Raw genomic sequence first — 23,334 nt, 5'->3', positions numbered from 1 at the left:
GCTGATGATCCTGCCGCTGCCGACGCTGCTGGTCGACGTGCTGATCGCCTGCAACATCACCTTCGCGGTCCTGCTGCTGATGGTGGCGGTCTATCTGCGCAGCCCGCTCGAGCTGTCGGTGCTGCCCCCGGTGATCCTGACCGCGCTCGACACTCGCCGCTTCCTGCGCCAGGCCCTGGCCCGCAACCATGTCGAGGCGTCGGTGCTGTCCTATGCCGAGATCGCGTCGGACTACACGGTGCAGCCGGTGGCGGTGGTCCGGCTGACCGGCCGCCGGGTCCGCCAGGATGCCGAGGCCGGGCTCGACCGGGCCGCCGCGGAGTGAGGGGGAAGATGGACCAGTCACGATCCCTGGCCCGGTTGCGTCACGCACTCACCGCCACGGCTGTCCTGGCCGCGGCCCTTGCCGCCGGCGTTCCGCTCGCGCAGGCCCAGGCCGAGCCGCCGGGCATGACCGTGCAGCCGCTGCCGCCGCAGGCCCAGCTACCGGCGGTGCCCGGCGCGACGGTGACCCCGACCGAGGACATCACCGCCATGCGCGCGCCGGCCACGGCGCCGAAGATCGTCACCCTGCCGCCGGGCGCGCCGGCCGATCCGCCGCCGCAGGTGACGCCGGCGATGCAGCCGCCGCCGTCGCTCCCGCCGGGCCAGCCGACGAGGCAGGTCTCGCCGGCGCCGCCGCGGCAGCCGGCCCAGCCGGCGCTGACGCCCAGCCGGTCGCTGATCGAGATGAAGGTCGGGCAGGGCAACCTGCTGACCTTCGCCCTGCCGGTGCAGACGGTGCTGGTGGCGAATCCGAACGTGCTCGACATCGAGATGGTGTCCGCCCGCTCGGCCTATATCTACGGCGTGTCGTCCGGCACCACCAACCTGTTCGCGCTCAGCAGCGCCGACCAGGTGGTGGCGGCGGCGAATGTCCGGGTCAGCCAGGACGAGACCGCGGCGCAGCGCGAGATGATGCGGGTGGCGCCGTCCAGCGGCGGCCAGATGGGCTACATCCAGGACCGGCCGGTCACCACCGGCACGGTGGCCGATCTCGGCAGCGCCATGAAGCTCGACGCCCTGGCCCAGCAGCTCGGCAGCAATGCCGGCGGGGCGATGAACCTGAACACGGTGCGGGGGTCGCAGCAGGTCGGCATCCGCGTCCGCTTCGCCGAGGTCCAGCGCAACGCGGTGGAGAATCTCGGCGTCAACTGGCAGGCGATGTTCGACATCGGCAAGTTCAACATCGGCCTGGTCAGCGGCGGCTTTGCCGGGGTCGGCCTGCCCGGCACCGCCAATGCCGGCTACCACAGCGGCGGCAACAACGTCGACGCGGTGATCGACGCGCTGCAGCGGGAAGGGCTGGTCAGCATCCTGGCCGAGCCGACCCTGACCGCGGTCAGCGGCGAGACCGCGAACTTCCTGGCCGGCGGCGAGTTCCCGATCCCGGTGCCGCAGGGCAACGACACGGTGACCATCGAATACAAGCAGTTCGGCGTGTCGCTGTCCTTCGTCCCGACCGTGCTGCCGGGCGACCGCATCGCCATGCGGGTGAAGCCGGAGGTCAGCGAGCTCAGCGATGACGCCCGGGTCGAGAGCGACGGAGTCTCGGTGCCGTCGCTGATCATACGCCGGGCCGAGACCACGATCGAGCTGGCCTCGGGCCAGACCTTCGCGCTGGCCGGCATGTTCCAGCGCAACATGTCGAATTCCGCCGACAAGATCCCGGTGCTCGGCGACGTGCCGATCCTCGGCAAGCTGTTCCAGTCGAGCCGGTACAAGCGCAACGAGACCGAGCTGGTGATCCTGATCACCCCGTTCCTGATGAAGCCGGTGGACTCGCCGAAGGCGGTGGCGGTGCCGGCGCAGCGCACCGCGCCGACCGTGCGGCAGGTGCGCCAGTCCCCCTCCATGACCGGCGGCAGCGCCGGCTTCGTGCTCGAATAGGACGCGCCATGAGGTTCCCGATCCACCATCTCGCGGTCATCGCCCTGGCCGGTGTCCTGGCCGCCTGCGAACACAAGATCCCGGACTGGCCCGACGACGGCTACACCACCCTGTCGACGCCGATGGCCCATCCGGTGCTGTTCGCGCCCCAGGCGTCGAGCCTGAGCCCGACCGAGCGCGCCCGGCTGGTCGAGTTCGTCCGCGGCTCCGGCCTGACGCCGGGCTCGTCGGTCACCGTCGCGGCCGGCGGCCCGAAGGCGGCGGCACGGCAGGAGGCGATCGCGGCGGTGGTGCGCAGCGCCGGGCCGTACAGCATCTCGCTGGTCAACGATCCATCCGCTTCCGACACGGTGCAGGTGGCGGCGGCCGGACAGCCGGTGCTGTGGCCGAAGCGCTGCATGAACCCCGACGGCTCGCTGCCGGAGGACTTGCCGCTCGGCTGCGCCAGCGACCTCAACCTGGCGCAGCAGGTCGAGCGCAAGAGCGACCTGTTCCAGGGCCGCCAGATGGGGCCGGCCTTCGCCAACCCGTCGGTCCGCGCGGCCGAGCGCTATCTGCAGCTGGGCGGCGACGACCAGACGGATTCCGGGACCGACTCCCGCGCCGACCACGGTCAGGCGGGCGTGGTCCTGCCGCCGGCGGCGGCCGGGTCCGGCACCACCGACATCTCCGGCGCCGCCCAGTAGCCGGGGGCGGCACCGGTGCTGCGGCTCAGCCGATCGTGCCGATCGCCTGGGCCCGCCGCACGGGGTCCTTCATGCCGCGGATCCGGCGCGCCGCGTTGAGCAGGTTGCGCGCCTCCTTCGCCGGCAGGACCGCATCGGCCACCTTGCGCGCCTCCTGGGTCTTGCCGTCCATCGCCAGAACCAGCGCCAGGTTGCGCTGCTGCACGGCGGTGGCGTCCGGCGCGGCGGCGGCCTCGCGCATCACCCGCACCGCCTCGCCGGTGTTGCCGGCCAGGGCATAGGAGAGGGCCAGGTTGGTCTTCAGGCTGACATTGGCGGGCTCCTTGGCCAGCGCCTTCTGATACAGCCCCTGCGCCTCCTGCGGCCGGCCCAGCAGGGCCAGGGCGGTGCCCTTGGCCAGCACGGTCGAGACGTCCTCCGGCTTGCGGGCCAGCGCCTGGTCGAGGACCGCGATCGCCTCCTGCGGCTTGCCCTGGGCCAGCTGCACCTTGCCCAGGCCGCGCAGGGCGTCGGCGTTGGTCGGCTCGATCGCCAGGGCGGCGTGATAGTAGCTGGCGGCGCGCACCGGGTCGCCGCCCTGCAGCGTCGCGTCGCCCAGCTTGATCATCGGCAGGGGATTGTCGGGGTCCTCGGTCGCGGCGCGCTGGTAGAAGGTGACCGCGGTCTCCGGGTCGCCGGCGGCGCGGATGCTGTCGCCCATCCGCAGCAGCGAGGTCGTCGACGATTCGCCGCAGCCCGCGACGATTAGGGCGAGGCCGAAGGCGGCGACGGCACGGGTGAACGGGAACGGCATGGCGGCGGGCTCTCCCCTTGGAAAAGCGAGTCCGGGGCGCCTCTGACGGGCGCGCCTGCGCGGTCACGCATGGCTGGAACATGGATAGGACGATCACGCGGTCGCGTCGACCCCGCGATTGGGAATCGCGTCCCTGGTCTCAACCTCCCCAGGTGCGCAGATTGCCGGAATCGATATGGGTGAAGCCGGGATACTGGCCGACGCCGCCGATCTGCAGCGCCAGGGCGCAGCCGACGAGCTGGCTCGGCGGGACCTTCTCGAAGGTCAGGTCGATGGCCCGGCCGGCCATGTGCAGGGAGTTGCGGGCCGTCCCTTCGAGCGAGGAGTTGGTCTTCAGCGTGCGATAGCCGGAATTGACCGTCGCCTTGCCGCTGAAGCCGGCCCGCTGGGTCACGGCGCGGATCACCGCCAGCGCCCAGAACAGCCGCGGGTCGATCTGCACGCTCGCGCGCTGCCGCCAGTCGCGCAGGAACCAGTCGAGCTTCTGCAGCTCCGCGACGTCATAGCCGGCGGCGCCGTAGAACCGGCCGGTATAGCTCTCGCCGGTGTGGGCGTGGCCGAGTTCGAGATAAGGCTCGACCCGGTTGTGCACCTCGTCCAGCAGCGAGCCGGGCCGGGCGGCCGGGGGCAGGGCATAGGCGGCCGGCCCGGCCAGGGCAATGCCGCCGACCACGCCGAGCGCGGCGCGGCGAGTCAGAATGGGGCCCAGGGGGCGGGAGGGTATGGGCGCAGTCATGCGAAGACAGCCTCGGCAGGCAGCGGAACCCAGCGCGACGTTTCTATCATTTCGCAGGACCGGCGACGGATTGCAATCGCGTCGGCGTGTGGAGATGCATCGCCGGTTCGACGCCGCGGCATGGCCAGACCGTTGCCTTGCTTTCGGCTTGATGGTTTAGAAACCTAGAGGGGCGCCTCCGGGACGGGCGCGGAGACAGCAGACCTAGGATGAGCCAAGACACCCTGATCCACCGTATCGTCCGCCCCGCGGTCCGGCGGGTGGCGCCGACCGGCGTCACCCCCAACCAGCTCACCACCATGCGGCTGGCCACCGGCGTGGCGGCCGCGGTTGGCTTCGCCTGCGGCGGGATCTGGGCCGATCTCGGCGGGGTCGTGTTCCTGCTGTCGATGCTGCTCGACCGCGCCGACGGCGAGCTGGCCCGGCAGACCGGGCAGGCCAGCCCCTGGGGCCACCGCTACGATCTGTGCGTCGACTGCCTGTGCGACGCGATCGCCTTCATCGGCATCGGCATCGGCTTGGCCCTGGCCGGTCTCGGCTTCGCCCCGGTCCTGCTCGGCGCCGCCGCCGGCCTCGGCATCGGCGTGCTGTTCTGGCAGCTCAACGTGACCAAGGTGATCGAGCTGTCGCGCTACGCCATGCGCCATCGCGGCGTGGTGGTCGATCCCGACGACGCCCTGGCCCTGGTGCCGGTCTTCGTCTGGCTCGGCCTGGCCTGGCCGATGCTGGTCGCGGCGGCGGTGATCACGCCGGCGGGCGCGCTCTGGCTCGGGGTGCTGGCGCGCCGCCCGAAGCCCGCGACGGTTCAGAAGTAGCGCAGCCGGACGGTGATCAGCGCCTCGCGCGGGCCGACGGTGAAGGACGCGTCCTTGAAATCCGGCGGGGCGAAGAAATAGGAGGGGTTGCGCGAGAAGGCGACGCCTTCCTCCGGCACGCCCAGCAGGGTCCGGTCGACTTCGTGGTTGTCGTTGACGTCGTGATAGCCCTGCGCCGCGTAGACGCCGGGGGCGACGTTCTGGATCACCACGGTGGCCTGCGGCACCGTGGCCGGCGCCGTGCCGCTGTAGGGGCAGTCGTCCTTCAGGAACTGCGCCTGCGGGCACAGGGCCATCCGGATCGTGCCCTTGGCTTCCCTGATGTCGGTGACGGTGATCTCGACCGTCGCCGCAGACGCCGCGGCGGCGCCGAACCCCAGAAAGGCGCAGGCGAGGAATGGGATCTTCATCGGCGCATCTCCGACAACGCGTCCTCGATGGCAACGAGCAGGGCCTGGAAATCGTTGCGGTCGAGGGCCCCGATGCAGCCGATGCGGAAGCTGTCGGCCCGGGTCAGCTTCCCTGGATAGATCAGGAAGCCGCGCGCGGCCAGCGCCTCGTAGAAGGGCTCGAAGGCGAAGTGCGGGTCGTCCAGCGGGTGGAAGGTGGCGATGATCGGCGCCTGCACCGCCGGGTCGAGGAACAGGCGGAAGCCCAGCCGGGCCATGCCGGCCGCCAGCGTGTCGAAATTGTCCTGGTAGCGGCGCAGCCGGGCGGCCGGCCCGCCCTCGGCCTCCAGCAGCCGCAGCGCCTCGACCAGCGCCGCCACCACCTGCACCGGCGGGGTGAAGCGCCACTGGCCGTTGCCCTCGAAGCCGTGCCATTGGTCGTGCAGGTCGAGGCTGACGGACGGGCTGTTGCCCTTCGCCGCCGCGATCGCCTGCCGCTCCACCAGGGCGAAGCCGATTCCGGGCACGCCCTCCAGCCCCTTGTTGCTGGAGGCCAGCACCGCCGCGGCCGGCGTGGTCGAGAGGTCGATCGGTAGCGCGCCGAAGCTGCTCATCGCGTCCAGGATCAGCGCCCGCCCGTGCTTGGCGACGACGGCAGCCACCGCCTCGAACGGATTGAGGATGCCCGAGGTGGTCTCGCAATGGACCAGGGCAACATGGGTGATGGACGGGTCGGCCGCCAGCGCCGCGTCGACCCGCTCCGGCTCCACCGGCCGGTCCTCCGGCCAGCGCAGGGCCTCGACCGACCGGCCCAGGCGGCTGGCGATGGCGACCATGCGCTCGCCATAGGCGCCGTTGGCCAGCCCCAGCAGCTTGCCGGAGGGCGGCAGCAGCGTGGCGATGGCGGCCTCGACGATGAAGGTGCCGCTGCCCTGCAGCGGGATCGCGACATGGCTGGCTTCGGCGCGGGCGACGTCCAGCAGCCGCTGCCGCAGCTCCGCCGTCAGGGCGATGAAGGCGCGGTCGCGCGAGCCCCAGTCGCGCAGCATGGCGCGGCGCGTCTCGATCCGGGTGGTCAGCGGGCCCGGGGTCAGCAGGGCCGGCTCTTCCGCGGACCAGGTCATGACGAGGCCTCCGAGGCGCGGGCGCGGCGGCGCCGGGCCAGGTGCCGGCCCTCCATGGCCTGCCAGGCCATCAGGCCGGGCACGCCCAGCGCGATCTCGCGGATGCGGCGGATCAGCGCCATGGCCACGGCGCTGTGCGGCGGGATGCCGAGCAGGCCGCAGATGACGATGAAGCCGCCCTCCTGCACGCCCAGCGCGCCGGGCACCAGCACCCCGGCGACGCGGACGGCCTGGGCCAGGCTCTCGATGATCACCGCGTCGCGCAGGCTGGGCTCGAGGCCCAGCGCCCACAGTGTCGCCCAGATCTCCAGGCAGCCGAGCAGCCAGGAGACCAGGTGCTGGCCGCCGGAGATCCAGACCCGGCGGGCATGGTTGCCATACAGCGACACGATCGAATCATGCAGGCCGGAGACCTCGCCCAGCGAGGACCAGCCGAACTTGTCGGCCAGGCGGATCAGCGCCCGCTCCAGCACCTTGAACATGCCGAAGCGCTGGGCGCCGACGAACAGCACGACAAGCACCAGGCCGACGCCGGCGCCGGCGATGATCCAGGGCGTCATCGTGCCATCATGGGCGCCGAGGAACAGCAGGACCAGACCGAAGACGGTGAACACCACCTGGCTGGCCATCTGCGTGGTCAGGTCGACGACGATGGCGGCGCCGGACCGGTTCAGCGGCACGCCGCGCATCGCCAGCAGCCGGGCGGTGATCAGCTCGCCGCCGATCTGCGCCACCGGCAGCAGCGAGTTGATCGCCTCGCGGATCCAGCGCAGCCGGATGAAGAAGCTCAGCGGCGGCACCGGCCGCTCCGGCACCAGCACGCGCCAGCCGAGCGAGGAGAACAGGAATTGCGGGAAGTGCAGGGCGATGACGGCCAGGATGCCCCAGCCGGCGCCGGTCAGCGCGGCCCAGATCTCGGCCGCGCCGGTCAGCCAGACCAGCACGACCGCGACCGTCAGGCCGACGGCGATCCCGATGCAGGCAGGCCATTTCATGATGCGGAGCCGACACCCGTTGCGGCCGGGCGCAGGCCGGCGAGGAAGGCTTTGAACCGGCGGGCGACATCGGCCGGCGACACAGTCGGTCGGCCCAGCTTCTCCATCGAGCCCGGGGCGATGCGGACATGGATCAGCGCCGGCCGCGGTGCCTCGGAGGCAGCGCGGAACGCGGCCTCGAACCCGTCCAGGCTGGCGCAGGCGGCGGCGAACTGATAGCCGCAGGCCAGCGCCACAGCGGCGAAATCGACCGAGGCGGAGACCGTGGCCTGGCCGCCGGTCGAGTCATGCACGCCGTTGTCGAGCAGGATGTGGATCAGGTTGCCGGGCGCCTGGGCGCCGATGGTGGCGAAGGTGCCCAGCTTCATCAGCGCGGCACCGTCGCCGTCCAGCACCACGACCGGCGCCGGGGTGTTCAGCGCCACGCCCAGGGCCATGCCGGAGGCGCCGCCCATCGACCCGACCTGGTAGATATGCTGCTTCCGGTCGGCCAGGGTGAACAGCTCGCGCCCGGCCTTGCCGGTGGTGGCGACCACGGCGGTGCGGTCGTCGGTCAGGGCCAGGAAGCGCTCCAGCACCGCCGCCCGGGTCGGGCGCGGCCCGACCTCCGGCCAGTCGGCGCGGCGGCCGGGGCGGGGCAGGGCGGGCGGCGGCGCCCGCAGATCCGCGTCGCGGACGTCGCCCTTCTTCATGACGAAGGCATAGGGCAGCCCGGTCTCGTCCATGCGGGCCGAGGCCTGGTCCAGCGCCGGACCCAGTGCCTCGGGCGTAGCCGGGAAGGGAGCCTGCGGCACCTCGATCAGCTCCAGCAGGTCCTGGGTGATGCGGCCCATCACCTCGTGCTGCGGCTCGTCCGGCTGACCGGGCTGGCCGCGCCAGGTGGTGATGAACAGGGTCGGGATGCGGAACGGCGCGTTCAGCGAGGTCAGCGGGTTGACCGCGTTGCCCAGGCCGGAGTTCTGGCACATCACCACGGTGCGGCGCCCGGCCAGCCAGGCGCCGGCGGCGATTGCCACCGCCTCGCCCTCGCTGGCGGCGCCGACATAGGTCAGGGCCGGGCTCGACAGCACGCCATTGATCAGCGGGGTCAGGAAGCTGCACGGAACCCCGGTGTAGAAGTCGTGGCCGCGCGCCTTCGCCGCTGCGATGAACTCGTCTGCGGTGATCATGCCGGACGTTCTAGAGCGCGATCGGCCTGGAGGGAAGCGGCGCACGGACGCATGGCAGGGTCGCGCGCCGCTTCTCCACTAGGTAAAATTGCGCGCGTCGGCCAGGTCGCTCAGCGTGTCGACATCCAGCCAATGGGCGGTGAAATACTGCACCGCCACCGGGTGGCGGACGGCCAGCCGGGTCAGCAGCAGTGGCAGGTCCGCCGTCTCCAGCAGCCCCTCGGCCTCGATCCGGTCGATCTCCTCGCGCAGCCAGACCGAGCCCTGAGCGCTGAACCGGGCCAGGCCGATCCATTCGCCGCTGACTTCGCCGGCCGGGATCGACTCCGACATCGCCCTCAGATGCACCGGGGTGTCGTCGAGATAGCTGCCGGAATAGGGCCGGTCGGCGGCCACCAGGTCACGCAGGGTCTTCTTCGGCTGCTTGACCGACAGGCTCATGGCGTCGACCGCCAGGACGATGTCGCCCTCGCTCGACATCAGCCCGTCCAGGATGTAGCGGCGGAACAGCACGTCGCCATAGGCCACCACCGTCTCGCCCTCCAGCGCCTTGCGCGCCTGGGCCAGGGAGTAGACCTCGCCGGTCTCGTCATAGCGGTCGTTGTCGACCGTCTTGATGCCCGGCACCACCACCGCCTCCTTGCGGTAGCCGCGGACCACGGTGACGTCTTTCAGGCCGCTGTCGCCCAGGGTCGAGACCAGACGCTGCAGCAGCGACTGGCCGCGCACGTCGATCATGCATTTCGGCTGGTCGCGGGTCAGCTCGTCGCCCAGGTCGCCGCGCGACGCCGCCAGCACCACGGCCTTCGGCACCGCCTTGCCGGGCAGGTAGCGCCGCTCCGCCGCCTCCAGTTCGGCATTGCCGACCAGGGCGAAGATGTCGCGGACGCTGGCGACCCGGCCCTCGACCTCGCGCAGCGACTGGTCCTCGAAGATCCGGTGCGCGGTCTCGCGCATCGCCGTGATCGAGGAGCGCAGCAGGTGGTTGGCCCAGATCACGGTCGAGATGCCGGCCTGGCGGAACAGGTCGGTCGAGGTGGCGTAGTACATGGTCGGCACGATCACCACCGGCGACCGGTTGGCCCAGCGCTCGGTGAAGCCGAAGATCTCGTTGGCCGTGGACTGCTTGGAATGGATCAGCACCGCGTCGGCACCCGCGGCGTGGTAGGCCTCTGCCCGGCGCAGCGCCTCCTCCATGCCGCGGCCGGAGATCAGCGCCTCGATCCGCGCCACCAGCACGAAGTCGTCGTCGGTCTGGCTGTCCTTGCCGGCCTTGATGCGGCCGCAGAACTCGTCGATATCGGCCAGCGGCTGGGCCTCGCCGATGAAGGAGTTGGTCTTCGGGAACAGCTTGTCCTCGATGCAGACCCCGGCGATCCGCCGCTCGCCCAGCTTGCGCACCAGGCGGCGGACATTGTTGAAGTTGCCGTAGCCGGTGTCGCCGTCGACCAGGATCGGCAGCCGGGTCGCGTCGGCCATGTATTCCAGCACGTCCAGCACCTGGGTCCAGGACGCCTCGTTGCTGTCGCGCAGGCCCAGGCTGGCCGAATTGGTCAGGCCCGAGGCCCAGATGCCGCGGAAGCCGGCTTCCTCGACGATCTTGGCGGACAGGCCGTTATGGGCCTCCATCAGGAAGGACAGCGTCGGGGAGAAGATCTCCTGGCGCAGCGCCGCGAACACCGTCTTCGGGCGGTCGGCCGGGGCGGAGGAGCCGGCGTCGGACGGGCCCGTCAGGGCGGTGTCGTCGAGAGCCTTCATCGCGTTCTCACTCATGAACCGGATGTCCGGGTTGCGGAATCTCGGCCGTCCAGCGCCTTGCCGGGCCGGCATCGCGATCTTATCTTTGGCCGGCGTCAGAAAAATGCAACCGGGACATCACGATCTTGTCATACTCGGATAGGCGGGCGGCCACCGCGATCATCCTCGCGGCCGGCGTCGGCCGGCGCCTGGGAACGGCCGCCGGCGGGCCGAAGATCCTGCTCCGGTTCGGCGGAAAGTCGCTGCTGGAACGGCATATTGCCGCGCTGCATGCGAACGGCGTCGAGGACATCTCGATCACCATCGGCCATGAGGGCGACTCGATCCGGCGCGAGATCGACCGGCTCGGACTCGGCGGCCGCATCGGCTTCGTCGAGAACCCGCGCTACCGCGAGGGCAGCTTGGTCTCGCTGTGGGTCCAGCGCGAGCAACTCGCCACCGGGGCGCCGGTGGTGCTGATGGATGGCGACGTCCTGTACCCCGAGCCGATGATCGGCCGGCTGCTGGACGGCGCGGCGGAGAACGTGCTGCTGGTCGACCGCGAGATCGAGCCGGGCGACGAGCCGGTGAAGATCTGCTTCCGCGGCGACACCATCGTCGATTTCCGCAAGAAGCCCGAGAACGCGCATGACTGGCACGGCGAGTCGGTCGGCTTCTTCCGCTTCTCGCCCGACATGGCCCGTGCGCTCGGCGACCGCACCGACTGGTATGTCCGCCAGGGCATCACCACTGTCGAGTACGAGGAAGCGATCCGCGACCTGATCCTGGCGCATCCGCACCGGTTCGGCGTGGCGGACATCAGCGACCTGCCCTGGACCGAGATCGATTTCGACGTGGATGTGGCCCGCGCGCAGCGGGAGATCCTGCCGCAGCTGGAGCCCTGAACATGCCCGATTCGCTGCCCTCAGCCGACGCCATGGCCGTCGGCCCGCTTTCGGCTGAGGATCTGTCCTGCTATGCCCGCACCGGCTGGGTCGCCGCCCGCGGCTTCTTCGACGCCGCCGAGACCGCGGCGATCACGCGCTGGACCGAGGAGCTCAGCGCCATGCCCGAGGAGCCGGGCAGGCACATGGTCTATTACGAGCCGAGCCTGCTCGACCCCAGCAAGCGGGTGGTGCAGCGGATCGAGAATTTCTGCCCTTACCATGCCCAGTTCGACGGGCTGGTCCGGCACGGCCGCCTGTTCAAGGCGGTGGAGCAACTGCTGGAGGCGCCGTCGTGCCTGTACAAGGAGAAGATCAACTTCAAGATGGCGGGCGGCGCCGGCTTCGAGCCGCACCAGGACCAGCAGGCCGGCTGGTCGCGCTATGCCCCGATCTTCCTGACCGTGATGGTCTCGGTCGACCGCGCCACGGTCGAGAACGGCTGCCTCGAGATGGCCGACATGCCGCGCCTGACCGGGCTGATCGGCGAGGAGTGGAAGCCGCTGACCGACGAGCAGATGGCCAGCTTCAAGCTGGTGCCGGTGCCGACCGAACCGGGCGACGTGCTGTTCTTCGACAGCTACGCCCCGCACGCCTCGAAGCCGAACCTGACCGGCGCGGCGCGGCGGATCCTGTACCTGACCTACAACCGCCTGGCCGATGGCGACCACCGCGAGCGCTACTTCGCCGAGAAGCGCGCCAACTTCCCGCCCGACATCGAGCGCGAGCCGGGCAAGGAGTACAAGTTCCGGGTTTGATATTGACGAACCCATTATCGAACTCCCGACCGTCATCCCGGGCGCGGCGCAGCACGAAGTGGTGCGCCGCAGCGGTTTGCGGCCGTTCCCGGGGTTGCTACACTGGCGATGGAGGACCGGACCTGCATCGAATGGCTGCGGTTTGCGGCCGTTCCCGGGGTTGCTACACTCAACGAGATCGTCTTTCGTATTGGCATTGGGCTGCGGTTTGCGGCCGTTCCCGGGGTTGCTACACTCAAACTCTGATAAAACTCAGAGTAGACCGCGCTGCGGTTTGCGGCCGTTCCCGGGGTTGCTACACTCGGCTGCCGCATACGACCGGAGAGTCCCGGGCTGCGGTTTGCGGCCGTTCCCGGGGTTGCTACACTGGGCGAGCGCCTCGATCACCTGAAAGGCCCGCTGCGGTTTGCGGCCGTTCCCGGGGTTGCTACACTGCTGGAAGCCGGCGAGGTTGAGGCGGAAAAGCTGCGGTTTGCGGCCGTTCCCGGGGTTGCTACACTGGACGAGCTGCGCGCCGAGACCAGGATCTCGCTGCGGTTTGCGGCCGTTCCCGGGGTTGCTACACTCGCCGTCGGCCCCGACACGATCGTGACCTAGCTGCGGTTTGCGGCCGTTCCCGGGGTTGCTACACTTTGACAGGATTGCCCTACCGCCGCCTTCCGCTGCGGTTTGCGGCCGTTCCCGGGGTTGCTACACTCGGTAGAACCGGCTGGTCTTGGCCTCGCCGGCTGCGGTTTGCGGCCGTTCCCGGGGTTGCTACACTTCGCAGGCGGCAGAACAGGTTCAGGCCATCGCTGCGGTTTGCGGCCGTTCCCGGGGTTGCTACACTACCCTGCGCATAAGCAGCTGAAAAAGCGGCGAAATCGCCACCCAGATGGATCAGAAAAGCTCCATCTGGGTGGGCGAGGGCGCGTTCGGCTGGCGATCCCGGCCCCAGAAGGTGGCGATATTGCCGAACTGGCGATCAGTGATCACCAGGAACCGGACCTCGCCTTCTGCCGGCAATAGCGACCCCATGCGTCGGATGCGCACATCGGCGTTCTCCCGGCTGGCGCAATGGCGCTGGTACACCGAGAACTGCATCATGGTGAAGCCGTCTTCCAGCAGGTCTTTCCGAAACCTGGCATAGGCCCGGCGATGGGCCTTGGTTTCGGTCGGCAGGTCGAACAGGGCCAGGACCCACACGCTGCGCCATCCGTAGGGGGTGTCACGGATCGTCGTCGACATTGTCGGGCTCGACCGGCAGGCCGTCGGGCAACACCAATAGCCCCTTGCCGTCGCCGAACAGCCGGGCCAGCGAGGCCGAACCCTGCGAGACCGCCAGCGATACCGGCGTCTTTCCGCCGCCTGTCAGCGGCACGACGTCGTTCAGTACCGACAGCAGAAGCCGCTTTTCCTCGCGTCCGATGCCGTCCCGCCCGTCGCCCCGCGCGGCCAATGCTGCAACCTTTCGATCGACGAGAGGTCGATATGGCTCCAGCAGGTCGTCGGCCAGGCAGAAGGGGTTGCCGCGATGGCTGTGGAACAGGCCGATGGAGGGCAGAAGGCCGGAAGCGACGACGGCCCGCGCCACTGCCGCGCGTAGCACCATGTATCCGTAGTTCAGCAAGTCATTGGGCGGCTTCCCCTCGCGATGCCGACGGAATCCGGGTCCCAACAGGCGGGGGAAATAGCGCTGCGCCGCCTGGGCTTCCAGGTTCTCGACGTCACCGGGGCGCACGCGGGCGGCCATCGCCCGCAGCCCCCAGTCGGACCCGCAGGCCTCTTCCAACACCAGCGCCTGCATCCGAATCTTCGCCACCACCACAGCCTGCCAGGCCCTCTTTCGCAAAGGCTCGCTTACGGTGATCTGTGCCTGTTGGCGTTCGGTCTGTACTGCATTGCCGACCACCGGAATCATGATCGAAGCCGGCAGGTGGCGACCGTCGCATAGAATGACGACGGCACCGGCCTCGCCCAGCCGACTCAGCACCGCCTGGGTGTAGGTGACGGTCGGATGATCGACGATCAGTACGCCGACATCCTCGATCGGCACTGTGGCCGGAGGCAGTGCCTCGCGTTCAATCACCAGTTGCGAATACGCCACCGAGAGGCGTGTTGGCACCGATGAAATTTCAATTGTGCGCTTGATCACGTAAACAAACAAATTCAATCAAAATCAGATATCAATCATGGTATCTTGCTACGATAACTCTATTCCGATTGTCAGTCTACGATCGATATACGAACAGGAGGCCATGTCGCCTAATCATTTGCTGGCAAGATCTCGCCGATCGGGCTGATTCGGACCTTCCGAGCTCCGGCGGCGAGGACGGACGCCGCCGTCGGGCGCTTCCAGACCGAGCGGTCCGCCGCACTGTGGTCGCATAGCACGATCGGGCCTGCCGCCCAGACGCTGGTGACGATGCGATAGTCGTGTCCGCCATCCCCTCTCGGGAATTCCAGCGCGTCACCCGGGCACAACGACATCACGAACGCACCGCCGTCCGGGCTCTGTCGCCTGACCACCGGTTCCCCGGCCGACAGACGACGCGCGGCATTGAAAAGGCTGACGATCTCATGCCGCACCCTGCCGTCCGGCATCCGGAATACCGCCATGTGATGGTTCGCAGCCGTGTCGGCGAAGGCGTGGATACTCTGATCCAGGGGCGCCATCAACGCTGGCTGCTGCTTGATCTCGACGCGGATCTTACGGATCTCCCGACCGATGCCATCCGGCGTGGGCAGGCGAGGATAGGGAGGAATGGCCTTTTTGAGGTCTCCTCCTCTCTCGACCACATGGTCCCGAACAATCCTGCGGATTGTGGAATCTACTACGCGGCGATCGGAATCTTCTTCCAGATCGCTGAGCTTCAGGTCCTCGATTCGCTTTCGTGTCACGTACCAGCGATAGTGAACGCCTTTGGTTACTTCATCCCGCCCGGTATCGCCCATGGCCGTCTGCGCGTGCAGCGCCCCCGACACCTTGCGCCAGACACGGTGCGACACGACGATCTGGTCGACCGACGCCTTTAGATCAGCCCGAATCGACGGCCAAGGCGGTGCCAACTCGGGCTTCTCGCCCTGTCGGTCCCGGGCGTAGTGGTCGGACAGGCGTTTCACCCGTGCCGCTGTCGCCAGCGCCACCGCGGCGGCATCCACGGCATGGTGGCGATGGTCGGCCCGGTTCTTCTCTCCTGTGTCGCCCAGGATGTTGTCCAGCCCCCAGGCATGGCGCAGCTGCGCTGTCACCCTGCCGTTGCAGCTTTCGATCGTCACGTCCCGTCCTAGGAGCTTTAAGAAATCGCGCGCGGCGACGCTGATATAGCCAGTGTCTCGCAACTGCCGTTCCGCCAATTCCTCGCTGGTCTCGGGCCGATCCTCGCGCAGGAAGGCGCGTACCTTGTGCAGTGGCAGCACGGCCTTGACGCGTGCGGTGACCGTGGCCCAATCGTCCGGACGGCCGGTGTAGAACTCAAATGGTGTTCGATTTCGCTTCAGGATGTTGGTCTGGGCATCGCACAGCGTCTTGTTGGCGAAGCCGTTGTCCAGGCTGCGCGACCGGGGGGCAATGTGTTCGACCTGGAACCGACCCAGCCGGAACAGGTCGTCGAAGCAGATCTTTGCGCCGGTATAGGGGCAGGTCTCCTTGCATTCCCGCCACAGGAGCCAAGCCTCGATCGCAGTCCGCGTTGGCTCGATGCCATTTTCGCGTAACGCGGCCTCGGCCTTCTTGCGCTCTCGTTCCTGGTCGCGATTGCGCTTGTCCAGTTCCTCCCGCTTGCGCTTCGGCAGGCGCAGGTCCCTCGCCAGCTCGATCCGGATCACGGCCGGCCGTCCGTGTGCCCGGATCAGGTTGTTGACGACTTTGCGCAGTTCGGTCAGGGCCCGATTGACGGTCGGGTTTCGGACATCCGGCATTGCCGACTGGCGGGATGGCAGCGCGTCTCGGATTTCTCCGGTCTCTTCCGCCTGGCTATGAGAGACGCCAAACACGCTGGCGACTGCCTGGTCATAGCGCTCGCCGGCCTCCAGAGCGGGTAGCAGCCGATCCACCGCCGCGCGTGAGATGCTCAGCCAGGCGCTGGGGAATGACAGATCAGACAAGGCCTCGGCCTGATGTTCGGCAATGCCCCAGTCGCGCTGCGCGGCCGCAATAAAGGCAACCTTGGCTGGCGCAACCTCGTCCTCGCGGCGGATCTCGATCCTGTCGCCAACCCGGCGATACCAGATCTCGAACCATCGATCATGCAAATCGCAACGGATCATATCGCATGCCGGATGGCTGTCCCAATCGATGCCGAAGGCGTGGCGGAGAGTGGCTTCGAACACATTGCCCTTCAGCTTGTCACGGCCGCCGATCTCGAAGTTGAATGACTGGTCACGCCGTAGGCCCAGCACCTTGCGCAACGTCGAAAAACTCACCGTGGCCTGCCGATCGAGAAGGTCGAGGACCTTCGCCCGTTCCACCGACTCCAGAGGTTGTTCGTTGCCGCCCACAAGGCGCAGGCTGTTTAACGTTTGCAGCAGGACATAGCGCTGTCCTGCCCATGAGCCGCGGGCGCAGAGTGGCGAGTCCGGCACCAAGCGGCACCTTCCCAGGGTCGACAGACGCCAGAAGGTCGGCCGCTGATGGAACGCCGTGACCCGCACGGCTTCGCGCAGCCCCTCGGTCACTATTCCGGGATGGTGCGGCGCCTGCGCGGCCCACAGCCGATCAAACTCGTCCTCGACCATGTCGCGGCCGACATAACCGCCGCGCTTCTTTTCCTGGTTGGACAGATACACACCCAGTGTTGTGCCGCCCATGCGCCCGTCAAGCGCAGCAATCGCCTGTTTGACCTTGCTGGTCTCCTTGTCTTCCGTGCCACCGTTGCGCGCCGTCTCCTCGAGGCGTGAGGATTTGAAGCCGCGCCGTTTCACGAGGTGGTACAGCGCGCGACCGACTTCCATGGGTGTCAGCGCCGCGTCCAGGCCTTTCGCTCGCAGGTTGTAAGGATCGGCAGCTATCATGCGCTGCCATGCCGACCCAGGCGATGGATCGAAAGCAGGCAATAGGCCCGCCTCATTCAGGAGGTGGCCAAGGTCGCGGCGGCGCCAGCGCCGCCGCCGGATTTGGCGCCGCAACAGCCGTTTGGCTCGCCGCTCCTTGTTGCGCGGCTCGCGCTCCTTCTCTGTCACGCCTTCTGGAAAGATGCGCACGCCAGTCCGCAGGAACCGGCTTGCACCATTGCCGTGCTCTTCAACCACGGCAAAGCCTATCGATGTGGTACCGATATCGAGCCCGAATATCAGTGTCATATGGGAAGCGCACTATTTTCTATTGAAACGAGCTAACTATGCAGCCACACTTTGCTTCGTAGCAACCCCGAGAACGGTCGCTTGCCGCAGGCAAAACGTAAAGCGTCTGTTCGTGCGGGCTGGGCGTCCCGAGACGCAACCACCGCCCACGCTTCACCCCGCCTCATGCGGGGTGTTTCGTTTTCGGGGCTATTTTACTCCCCACCGATCTATAGCCCTGGCAAGCGAACAAGGGGACACGGGCCGACCGGCGGCATCGGCGGCTGCCCGGGTCGGCCCTCGGGCAAGAAGTCGATGCCGCGCAGCCGGTCGATCTCGGCGAAGATCGCCTGGATGTCCTCGACGCTCCGCTCCATCGGCTCCAGCAGCACGCAGCGGCCATGGCGGCGCGCCCGGATCTCCTTGCCAGGCAGGTGGAACCCCTCAGGCAGACGCACGACCTGGCTGCGGCCGGTCTGGAACAGTTTGGCGATGGCCGTGTCGCTCATGGGGAACCTCCACCTGCGGACGTCGACACGGAAGATATCTGTCGCAAGAGAGGCGGCAACCGGCCGGGCGCCTGCCTCGGGCGAGTGAACAAAATGTTCAGTTGCGTTAACCCGCGACTCTCGTTCATGATACGTTCTATGGACGTGGCGCAATCCGATTCCGACGAGATCCGGCCGACCGATCCCGACATGAAGTGGACGGGGTGGGCGCTGGATTCGCTGCGTGAACTGGTCACGATCGACTTGCGCACCAAGCGGATCATCTCGACGCAGCAGCAGGCGATGCGGGCAGGGCCGGAGTCGACCCCCGATTTCGACCTGAAGCAGTCGCGGCTGTCCCGGTCGGTGCGGCTGTCGATCGCCATGACCGAGCGAATCCGCGCCAACTATCTGATGCGCCGGGAAAAGCGCAAGGAGTCGGGCGAGCAGGAGCACCGCCGGCAGCGGCGGGAGCAGGCCGCCCAGGCCGTGGCCGAAGCGGTCGCGCAGCCCGAGGACGTCGAGTACATGCGGTCCTGGGTGTGGGAGAAGCTGGTCGAGGACGAGATCCTGGACGAGCAGCTCGACACGCTGTCGGCCGAGGAGTTCGTGCGCGAGGTCTGCCGCAAGATCGGCCGCCCACCGAATCCGGCCTGGCAGCCGCGGGGCTGGGACGATGCCGCCGACATCGACGGCGATGGCACCGTCGTCACGCCCGGCAGCTGCGCGGACCTGGTCGCTGCGAGCGCCACGGCCGCGGAGGGCTGGGCCGAGCCGCCGGAGGAGTCCGGAGACGGCTGCCTGCCATCCCGACTGCCGAAGCCGGATAGCAGTTGAACGCCGCCGCGGTCGCGATATGCCCCATCTCCATGACACATCGAATTGTTTCGCCTCTCCCGCCCGCGGGAGGGGCTGGAGGCGTTGGCCAGAGGTGGTTGACCGCGCTCGCCAGGGCTGGGTTTCTATAGGGAACGACCCCCGCCACAGGATTCCCCGATGCTCGACCGTCTGAAGGATCAGTTCGAGGCCGCATCCTGCCGCTACGCCGAGGCCAACGGGCTGCGGCGCGACCCCGACTGGTTCCTGCTGAAGCTGCAGGAGGAACTGGGCGAGCTGACCCAGGTCTCGAACAAGCTGACCGGCCGCGGCCGGACGCATGGCCGGTCCGAGGCCGAACTGCGGCAGGCGCTGGCCGACGAGACCGCCGACATGCTCGGCCACATCCTGCTGTTCGCGCGGGCGAACGGGATCGACCTGGCCGCGGCGGTGGAGCGGAAATGGCGCTTCCGGCCGGAATGAGCGGGCGAAAGGTTCCAAGCTTGGGACAGTCTGTTTCCAATCGATGCAGTTGACCGGCCTCGCGGGGTGGCCATCTCTGCCGTGACCTGCCTCGTGACCCAGAGACCATCATGGCCCAGCCTCTCGAACTCGGACTCGACACCTTCGGCGACGTGACCACGGGGCCGGACGGCGCCCCGCTGCCGCATGGCCAGGTGCTGCGGAACGTGATCGAGGAGGCGGTGCTGGCCGACCAGCTCGGCATCGGCTTCTTCGGCGTCGGCGAGCATCATCGCGCCGATTTCGCCGTCTCCGCGCCCGAGGTGCTGCTGGCGGCGATCGCCGGGCGCACGACGCAGATCCATCTCGGCTCGGCGGTCACCGTGCTCAGCTCCGACGACCCGATCCGCGTGTTCCAGCGCTTCTCGACCCTGGACGCGGCCTCGGGCGGCCGGGCCGAGGTCATCCTCGGCCGCGGCTCTTTCACCGAATCCTTCCCGCTGTTCGGCTATGAGCTCAGCGACTACGAGACGCTGTTCGAGGAGAAGCTGGATCTGTTCGCGGCGCTGCTGAAGCAGGAGCCGGTGACCTGGCAGGGCAGCACCCGGCCGCCGCTCCGCAACCAGCACGTCTACCCGCCGGTCGAGAGCGGCCGGCTGAAGACCTGGATCGGCGTCGGCGGCAGCCCGGAATCGGTGGTCCGCGCCGCGCGCTACGACCTGCCGCTGGCGCTCGCCATCATCGGCGGCGACCCGAAGCGCTTCCGCCCCTATGTCGACCTCTATCACCGCGCCTTCGAACAGCTGGGCCGGCCGGTGCTGCCGATCGGCGTCCATTCGCCGGGCTATATCGCCGACACCGACATCCAGGCGCGCGAGGAGCTGTTCGCCGACTACAAGCGGATGCGCGACAAGATCGGGGCGGAGCGCGGCTGGCCGCCGATGGGGCAGGGCGAGTTCGAGCGCGAGGCCGAGCACGGCTCGCTCTATGTCGGCTCGCCCGAGACCGTGGCGCGCAAGATCGCCGCGACCGTCACCGCGCTCGGCGCCGTGCGCTTCCAGCTGAAATACAGCGCCGGGCCGCTGCCGCACGACAAGCTGATGCGCAGCATCGAGCTCTATTGACCTTGCCTTTCCGCGCCGCTCCCGGGGCCGCCCCGGCGGCGCGGACATGGTCGGCGGCGCGGAAGCCGGACAAGAGGCTGCCCTCGATCGTCGCCGGCAGGCCGGTCGCGGTCCAGTCGCCGGCCAGCCAGAGGTTGGGGTAGGGGGTCGGGCAGCCCGGCCGCCGGGCCTCGTCCGCCGGGCTCTGGCGGATCGTCGCCCGCTTCTCCTTGATGATGCGGTAGGCCGGCAGGGGGCCGGCCAGGTCCGGGAAGGCCCGCACCACATCGGCCCACAGCAGCGCCGCCAGCTCCTCCGCCGGCGCGTCGACCAGGCCGCGCGCGGCGCTGACCGTGGTGCTGGCGATGCCAGGCCGGCGGAACACCCAATGCGCGGTGGCGCCGACGATGCCGGCGATGTCGTGCGGCTCTTCCCGGAACGGGATGGCGAAATGGCCGTTGACGATAGGCTCGTCCGTCTCCGGCGGCGTCAGCCCCGGCACCAGCCGGGCGGCGATGGCCGGCGGCACCGCCAGCACCACCTGGTCGTCCGGCGCCAGGGGCAGGGTGCCCTGGTCCAGCTCCAGCGCGATGATGCGCCCCTCCTCGAACTCCAGCGCCTTGACCCGCATGCCGGTCCGGACCGTCACGCGGTGCCGGTGCAGGAAGTCCAGCGCCGGGTTGATGAAGGTGTCGGCCAGGTCGGTGCGGGCGATCAGCGGGATGGTCTGGGCGCCGCCCTTGGCCAGGGTCTGCTCGATCACCGCCCACAGGCCGCGGGCCGAGGCCTCGTCGGCCGGGGTGTTGAGGGCGGAGACGGCCAGCGGCTCGATCAGGCAGCGATACAGCTCGCCCGGCGGCACCACGCCGGCCACTGTGTCCTCCGGCCCGGCCTTGGACAGACGGCGCAGCGCCAGGTAGTCGCGCGGGCCCGTGCCGGGCACCCGGCGGCCGGAGAGCAGGACCCACCAGGGCAGCCGGCCGCGGTTCGGCCGCACGGTGAACTCACGGCCGCGCTCCAGGTCGACGAAGCGGAAGCCGGGCCGGGCCGGGGCCGCCAGCCGGTCGCCGGCGCCGATCAGGTCGAGATAGCGCCGGACGTTGCGGTTGCCGGACAGCACCAGGTGGTTGCCGTTGTCGATCACCCGGTCCAGCGCCGGCTCGTGGAAGGCGCGGCAGCGGCCGCCGGGGCGTGGCGTGGCCTCGTACACCACCGCCGGGACGCCGGTGCGGGCGAGCTCGACCGCGGCGGCGAGGCCGGCCAGCCCGCCGCCGATCACATGGACGGTCATTTCAGCAGGACCGAGAGCAGGATGCCGATCTTCTCGCCCTTCGACAGGCGCGGCCGCACCGACCGGTCGGCATAGCCGCGGGCCTGCAGCCTCTCGAAGATCCGGCGATAGCTGCGCTGCATGATCAGCGCCGCCTTCATCCGCTTCTCCGTCCCGGCTGGCATCAGCCCGGGCAGGGCGGCGTAGAGCGGCTGGATCTCCGCCGCCAGCCGGGCGCAGACCTGGGCGATGCGCGGGTCGGCGGCGATCGTCGGGATCGGCGCGTCGGTCGGGATCCCGGCTTCGCGCAGCCAGCTCTCCGGCAGGTACAGCCGACCCAGCCCGGCATCCTCGTCGACGTCGCGCAGGATGTTGGTCAGTTGCAGCGCCTCGCCCTGGGCCACGGCGAAGGCCGCGCTGGCCTGGTCCGGGCAGCCGAAGATCTTGACCGCCATGACGCCGACGGTGCCGGCGACGCAGCGGGCGTAATGCGCCAGCCCGGCGCGGTCGGCGATCCGCACCTCGGCGGCGGCGTCGATGGTCATGCCGTCCAGCATGCCGTCGAATTCGGATCGCGGCAGGTCGAAGCGGCGGATCGCCCAGATCAGCTCGCGGTCCAGCTGGTCGTCGCCGCGGCCGGCGAAGATTCGGTCCAGCCGTTGCCGCCACGCCTGGAGGCCGGCGGTCTTCTCCGCCACCGTCGCGCTGGAATCGGCGATGTCGTCGACCTGCCGGCAGAAGCCGTAGACGGCGTAGATGGCGCGGCGGCCCTCGGCCGGCAGGATGCGCATGCCGGAGGCAAAGGAGGATTTGGCCCGGAACACCGCCATCCGCACCAGCGCCGCGTCGTCCAGCGGCCTGGCGCCGAGGGCCATCACCGACAGGCCGGGGCGCAGCGCCCGGGCGAAGTCTGGCTTGCTCAGCGCCACCCGGGCCAGCAGCGGGTCGCCCCGGCGCAGCCGCGCCGCCAGCTTGCGGGCCAGCCACAGCATGACGCTGACCTCCGCCGCCAGCGGCCGCGAGGTCAGCTGCCCCGGCAGGGTGGACGCGGTGTCCAGCATGGCGTCGACCAGGTCGAGGCAGCGGTCGAGCACCGGCCGGCGCAGGCGGGCCGACGCCTCGTCCGGGGTGAAGAAGCGGTCGATGCCGCCGGCCGCGTCGATCCAGTCGGTCGGCACGTAGATCCGGCGCAGCTTGCGCCAGTCGTCGCCGCAATCCTGCAGGTGGTTCAGGATCTGCAGCACGGTGCACAGCGCGTCGCCGGCCGGGAAGGTCGATTCGGCCTGGCCGTGCAGCCGCAGCAGGTAGCGCCCGACCGGGTTGGCCGAATAGCGGCAATAGTCGATCAGGTCGTCCCGGCTATGGCAGCTGCGATTCTCGGAATCGCGGCGGAAAGCGACCAGCAGGTCGCGGCAGTCGACCAGGCCGACGCCGGTGGCGGCGATCGAGGCGCGGATCCCGGCGGCGGCCTCCGGCCCCGGCTGGACCAGACCGGTTTCCAGCGCGTCCAGCCGGGCCAGCTTCTCGGCCGCCGGCAGGTCCGGGTCGTCGCCGATGTCGTCGGCGGCACGGGCGAAGCGGTAGAAGGTGGCGATATGCGGACGATGGCGTTTCGGCAGCAGCCAGGACCCGACCGGGAAGTTCTCCTGGCCCGAGGTCTTGCTGGCCGCCAGCGCCGCGGCGCCCGGCCCGGTCGATGCGGCGCCGGCAGGCGGGGGAGAGTCGACGATGGCTCGGTCGGCCGGCACGGTCATGATCGCCTGTCTTGTCTCGGCCGGGGCCGTTCGGAAACGGTGGTGCGGCGGCTGATCCGCCGCGCGGCCCCGGACCGGGCCACCAGATCGCAGACCCCGCTGAATTG

22 protein-coding genes and 1 CRISPR repeat array are annotated in these 23,334 nt (G+C 69.3%); of the genes, 9 read left to right on the top strand and 13 right to left on the bottom strand.

Going from position 1 to position 23,334, the window contains the following annotated elements; genetic code table 11:
• From ACTOWL_RS16845 to ACTOWL_RS16835, 3 genes are all read left to right on the top strand, one after another.
• A partial coding sequence (locus ACTOWL_RS16845) for an FHIPEP family type III secretion protein (RefSeq protein WP_441322411.1) occupies nt 1-325 on the top strand: 325 nt, incomplete at its 5' end.
• Nucleotides 326-333: 8 nt separating this feature from the next.
• The gene (locus ACTOWL_RS16840; protein ID WP_441322410.1) at nt 334-1,929 is read left to right on the top strand and encodes a type II and III secretion system protein family protein; all 1,596 of its coding nucleotides are present in this window, start codon (nt 334-336) and stop codon (nt 1,927-1,929) included.
• Between the two features lie 8 nt (nt 1,930-1,937).
• Nucleotides 1,938-2,615, top strand: coding sequence for a CpaD family pilus assembly lipoprotein (locus ACTOWL_RS16835; protein WP_441322409.1), 678 nt, complete (start codon nt 1,938-1,940; stop codon nt 2,613-2,615).
• Nucleotides 2,616-2,640: 25 nt separating this feature from the next.
• Here the strand turns inward: ACTOWL_RS16835 and ACTOWL_RS16830 are convergent, their stop codons facing one another.
• Together ACTOWL_RS16830 and ACTOWL_RS16825 are read right to left on the bottom strand one after the other, a co-directional pair.
• Nucleotides 2,641-3,408 (bottom strand): tetratricopeptide repeat protein, encoded by a 768-nt coding sequence (locus tag ACTOWL_RS16830; protein WP_441322408.1) that lies wholly within the window; start codon nt 3,406-3,408, stop codon nt 2,641-2,643.
• Between the two features lie 139 nt (nt 3,409-3,547).
• Entirely contained in the window at nt 3,548-4,144 is a 597-nt protein-coding gene (locus ACTOWL_RS16825; RefSeq protein WP_441322407.1) for a YcbK family protein, read from the bottom strand.
• A 209-nt stretch (nt 4,145-4,353) separates the two neighbouring features.
• Here ACTOWL_RS16825 and ACTOWL_RS16820 point away from each other — a divergent pair, with 209 nt between their 5' ends.
• Entirely contained in the window at nt 4,354-4,959 is a 606-nt protein-coding gene (locus ACTOWL_RS16820) for a CDP-alcohol phosphatidyltransferase family protein (RefSeq protein WP_441322406.1), read from the top strand.
• Here the strand turns inward: ACTOWL_RS16820 and ACTOWL_RS16815 are convergent.
• The 5 genes from ACTOWL_RS16815 to aepX form a co-directional block, all read right to left on the bottom strand.
• Nucleotides 4,950-5,369, bottom strand: a complete 420-nt coding sequence (locus ACTOWL_RS16815; RefSeq protein ID WP_441322405.1) for a DUF2141 domain-containing protein — start codon at nt 5,367-5,369, stop codon at nt 4,950-4,952. The genes ACTOWL_RS16820 and ACTOWL_RS16815 overlap by 10 nt on opposite strands.
• Nucleotides 5,366-6,472 carry a 2-aminoethylphosphonate--pyruvate transaminase gene (locus ACTOWL_RS16810; protein ID WP_441322404.1) on the bottom strand — a complete coding sequence of 369 codons (1,107 nt, stop codon included), beginning with the start codon at nt 6,470-6,472 and terminating at the stop codon, nt 5,366-5,368. Before ACTOWL_RS16810 ends, ACTOWL_RS16815 begins: the two co-directional genes overlap by 4 nt.
• On the bottom strand, nt 6,469-7,467 hold the full coding sequence (locus tag ACTOWL_RS16805) for a flippase-like domain-containing protein (RefSeq protein WP_441322403.1): 999 nt from the start codon (nt 7,465-7,467) through the stop codon (nt 6,469-6,471). Before ACTOWL_RS16805 ends, ACTOWL_RS16810 begins: the two co-directional genes overlap by 4 nt.
• Nucleotides 7,464-8,636, bottom strand: a complete 1,173-nt coding sequence (gene aepY, locus ACTOWL_RS16800; RefSeq protein ID WP_441322402.1) for a phosphonopyruvate decarboxylase — start codon at nt 8,634-8,636, stop codon at nt 7,464-7,466. The genes ACTOWL_RS16805 and aepY overlap by 4 nt, the downstream gene beginning before the upstream one ends.
• Before the next feature lie 78 nt (nt 8,637-8,714).
• Entirely contained in the window at nt 8,715-10,409 is a 1,695-nt protein-coding gene (aepX, locus tag ACTOWL_RS16795; RefSeq protein WP_441322401.1) for a phosphoenolpyruvate mutase, read from the bottom strand.
• A 110-nt stretch (nt 10,410-10,519) separates the two neighbouring features.
• Here aepX and ACTOWL_RS16790 point away from each other — a divergent pair, with 110 nt between their 5' ends.
• Both ACTOWL_RS16790 and ACTOWL_RS16785 read left to right on the top strand, forming a co-directional pair.
• Nucleotides 10,520-11,278 (top strand): NTP transferase domain-containing protein, encoded by a 759-nt coding sequence (locus ACTOWL_RS16790; RefSeq protein ID WP_441322400.1) that lies wholly within the window; start codon nt 10,520-10,522, stop codon nt 11,276-11,278.
• Nucleotides 11,279-11,280: 2 nt separating this feature from the next.
• A complete protein-coding gene (locus ACTOWL_RS16785; RefSeq protein ID WP_441322399.1) occupies nt 11,281-12,075 on the top strand; it encodes a phytanoyl-CoA dioxygenase family protein in 795 nt (264 codons plus the stop codon).
• Between the two features lie 68 nt (nt 12,076-12,143).
• A CRISPR array of direct repeats spans nt 12,144-12,904; the repeat unit is 36 nt; unit sequence GCTGCGGTTTGCGGCCGTTCCCGGGGTTGCTACACT.
• A gap of 50 nt (nt 12,905-12,954) precedes the next feature.
• Here ACTOWL_RS16785 and cas2 read toward each other — a convergent pair.
• The 4 genes from cas2 to ACTOWL_RS16765 form a co-directional block, all read right to left on the bottom strand.
• Nucleotides 12,955-13,302, bottom strand: coding sequence for a CRISPR-associated endonuclease Cas2 (cas2, locus tag ACTOWL_RS16780; RefSeq protein ID WP_441322398.1), 348 nt, complete (start codon nt 13,300-13,302; stop codon nt 12,955-12,957).
• Nucleotides 13,283-14,227 carry a type II CRISPR-associated endonuclease Cas1 gene (gene cas1 / locus ACTOWL_RS16775; RefSeq protein WP_441322397.1) on the bottom strand — a complete coding sequence of 315 codons (945 nt, stop codon included), beginning with the start codon at nt 14,225-14,227 and terminating at the stop codon, nt 13,283-13,285. The genes cas2 and cas1 overlap by 20 nt, the downstream gene beginning before the upstream one ends.
• A 92-nt stretch (nt 14,228-14,319) precedes the next feature.
• The gene (gene cas9 / locus ACTOWL_RS16770) at nt 14,320-17,355 is read right to left on the bottom strand and encodes a type II CRISPR RNA-guided endonuclease Cas9 (protein WP_441322396.1); all 3,036 of its coding nucleotides are present in this window, start codon (nt 17,353-17,355) and stop codon (nt 14,320-14,322) included.
• Nucleotides 17,356-17,564: 209 nt separating this feature from the next.
• The gene (locus ACTOWL_RS16765) at nt 17,565-17,843 is read right to left on the bottom strand and encodes an antitoxin (RefSeq protein WP_441322395.1); all 279 of its coding nucleotides are present in this window, start codon (nt 17,841-17,843) and stop codon (nt 17,565-17,567) included.
• 126 nt (nt 17,844-17,969) lie between these two features.
• Between ACTOWL_RS16765 and ACTOWL_RS16760 the strand changes: the two genes are divergently transcribed.
• The 3 genes from ACTOWL_RS16760 (at nt 17,970) to ACTOWL_RS16750 (ending at nt 20,224) form a co-directional block, all read left to right on the top strand.
• On the top strand, nt 17,970-18,659 hold the full coding sequence (locus ACTOWL_RS16760; protein ID WP_441322394.1) for a hypothetical protein: 690 nt from the start codon (nt 17,970-17,972) through the stop codon (nt 18,657-18,659).
• A 159-nt stretch (nt 18,660-18,818) separates the two neighbouring features.
• Nucleotides 18,819-19,121, top strand: a complete 303-nt coding sequence (locus tag ACTOWL_RS16755) for a hypothetical protein (RefSeq protein WP_441322393.1) — start codon at nt 18,819-18,821, stop codon at nt 19,119-19,121.
• 110 nt (nt 19,122-19,231) lie between these two features.
• Nucleotides 19,232-20,224: an LLM class flavin-dependent oxidoreductase gene (locus tag ACTOWL_RS16750; RefSeq protein WP_441322392.1), complete on the top strand. Its 993-nt coding sequence runs from the start codon at nt 19,232-19,234 to the stop codon at nt 20,222-20,224.
• On the opposite strand, the gene hpnE is transcribed toward ACTOWL_RS16750, so the two are convergent.
• Together hpnE and ACTOWL_RS16740 are read right to left on the bottom strand one after the other, a co-directional pair.
• Nucleotides 20,133-21,494, bottom strand: coding sequence for a hydroxysqualene dehydroxylase HpnE (hpnE, locus tag ACTOWL_RS16745; RefSeq protein ID WP_441322391.1), 1,362 nt, complete (start codon nt 21,492-21,494; stop codon nt 20,133-20,135). The genes ACTOWL_RS16750 and hpnE overlap by 92 nt on opposite strands.
• On the bottom strand, nt 21,491-23,227 hold the full coding sequence (locus ACTOWL_RS16740) for a squalene/phytoene synthase family protein (RefSeq protein WP_441322390.1): 1,737 nt from the start codon (nt 23,225-23,227) through the stop codon (nt 21,491-21,493). The genes hpnE and ACTOWL_RS16740 overlap by 4 nt, the downstream gene beginning before the upstream one ends.
• Nucleotides 23,228-23,334 lie beyond the last annotated feature (107 nt).

Source organism: Inquilinus sp. CA228, assembly GCF_052078665.1.
Classification (GTDB): domain Bacteria; phylum Pseudomonadota; class Alphaproteobacteria; order DSM-16000; family Inquilinaceae; genus Inquilinus.
The sequence above is the reverse complement of the archived record's forward strand: the minus strand, read 5'-3'. Positions and strand labels throughout refer to the sequence as shown.

Coding starts and splice junctions, on each gene's coding strand:
- ACTOWL_RS16820 (WP_441322406.1), top strand. CDS start 4,354: ATGAGCCAAGACACCCTGATCCACCGTATCGTCCGCCCCGCGGTCCGG.
- ACTOWL_RS16740 (WP_441322390.1), bottom strand. CDS start 23,227: ATGACCGTGCCGGCCGACCGAGCCATCGTCGACTCTCCCCCGCCTGCC.
- ACTOWL_RS16785 (WP_441322399.1), top strand. CDS start 11,281: ATGCCCGATTCGCTGCCCTCAGCCGACGCCATGGCCGTCGGCCCGCTT.
- aepY (WP_441322402.1), bottom strand. CDS start 8,636: ATGATCACCGCAGACGAGTTCATCGCAGCGGCGAAGGCGCGCGGCCAC.
- ACTOWL_RS16825 (WP_441322407.1), bottom strand. CDS start 4,144: ATGACTGCGCCCATACCCTCCCGCCCCCTGGGCCCCATTCTGACTCGC.
- hpnE (WP_441322391.1), bottom strand. CDS start 21,494: ATGACCGTCCATGTGATCGGCGGCGGGCTGGCCGGCCTCGCCGCCGCG.
- ACTOWL_RS16805 (WP_441322403.1), bottom strand. CDS start 7,467: ATGAAATGGCCTGCCTGCATCGGGATCGCCGTCGGCCTGACGGTCGCG.
- ACTOWL_RS16750 (WP_441322392.1), top strand. CDS start 19,232: ATGGCCCAGCCTCTCGAACTCGGACTCGACACCTTCGGCGACGTGACC.
- ACTOWL_RS16815 (WP_441322405.1), bottom strand. CDS start 5,369: ATGAAGATCCCATTCCTCGCCTGCGCCTTTCTGGGGTTCGGCGCCGCC.
- ACTOWL_RS16830 (WP_441322408.1), bottom strand. CDS start 3,408: ATGCCGTTCCCGTTCACCCGTGCCGTCGCCGCCTTCGGCCTCGCCCTA.
- ACTOWL_RS16835 (WP_441322409.1), top strand. CDS start 1,938: ATGAGGTTCCCGATCCACCATCTCGCGGTCATCGCCCTGGCCGGTGTC.
- cas2 (WP_441322398.1), bottom strand. CDS start 13,302: ATGTCGACGACGATCCGTGACACCCCCTACGGATGGCGCAGCGTGTGG.
- cas9 (WP_441322396.1), bottom strand. CDS start 17,355: ATGACACTGATATTCGGGCTCGATATCGGTACCACATCGATAGGCTTT.
- aepX (WP_441322401.1), bottom strand. CDS start 10,409: ATGAGTGAGAACGCGATGAAGGCTCTCGACGACACCGCCCTGACGGGC.
- ACTOWL_RS16760 (WP_441322394.1), top strand. CDS start 17,970: ATGATACGTTCTATGGACGTGGCGCAATCCGATTCCGACGAGATCCGG.
- ACTOWL_RS16765 (WP_441322395.1), bottom strand. CDS start 17,843: ATGAGCGACACGGCCATCGCCAAACTGTTCCAGACCGGCCGCAGCCAG.
- ACTOWL_RS16755 (WP_441322393.1), top strand. CDS start 18,819: ATGCTCGACCGTCTGAAGGATCAGTTCGAGGCCGCATCCTGCCGCTAC.
- ACTOWL_RS16840 (WP_441322410.1), top strand. CDS start 334: ATGGACCAGTCACGATCCCTGGCCCGGTTGCGTCACGCACTCACCGCC.
- ACTOWL_RS16810 (WP_441322404.1), bottom strand. CDS start 6,472: ATGACCTGGTCCGCGGAAGAGCCGGCCCTGCTGACCCCGGGCCCGCTG.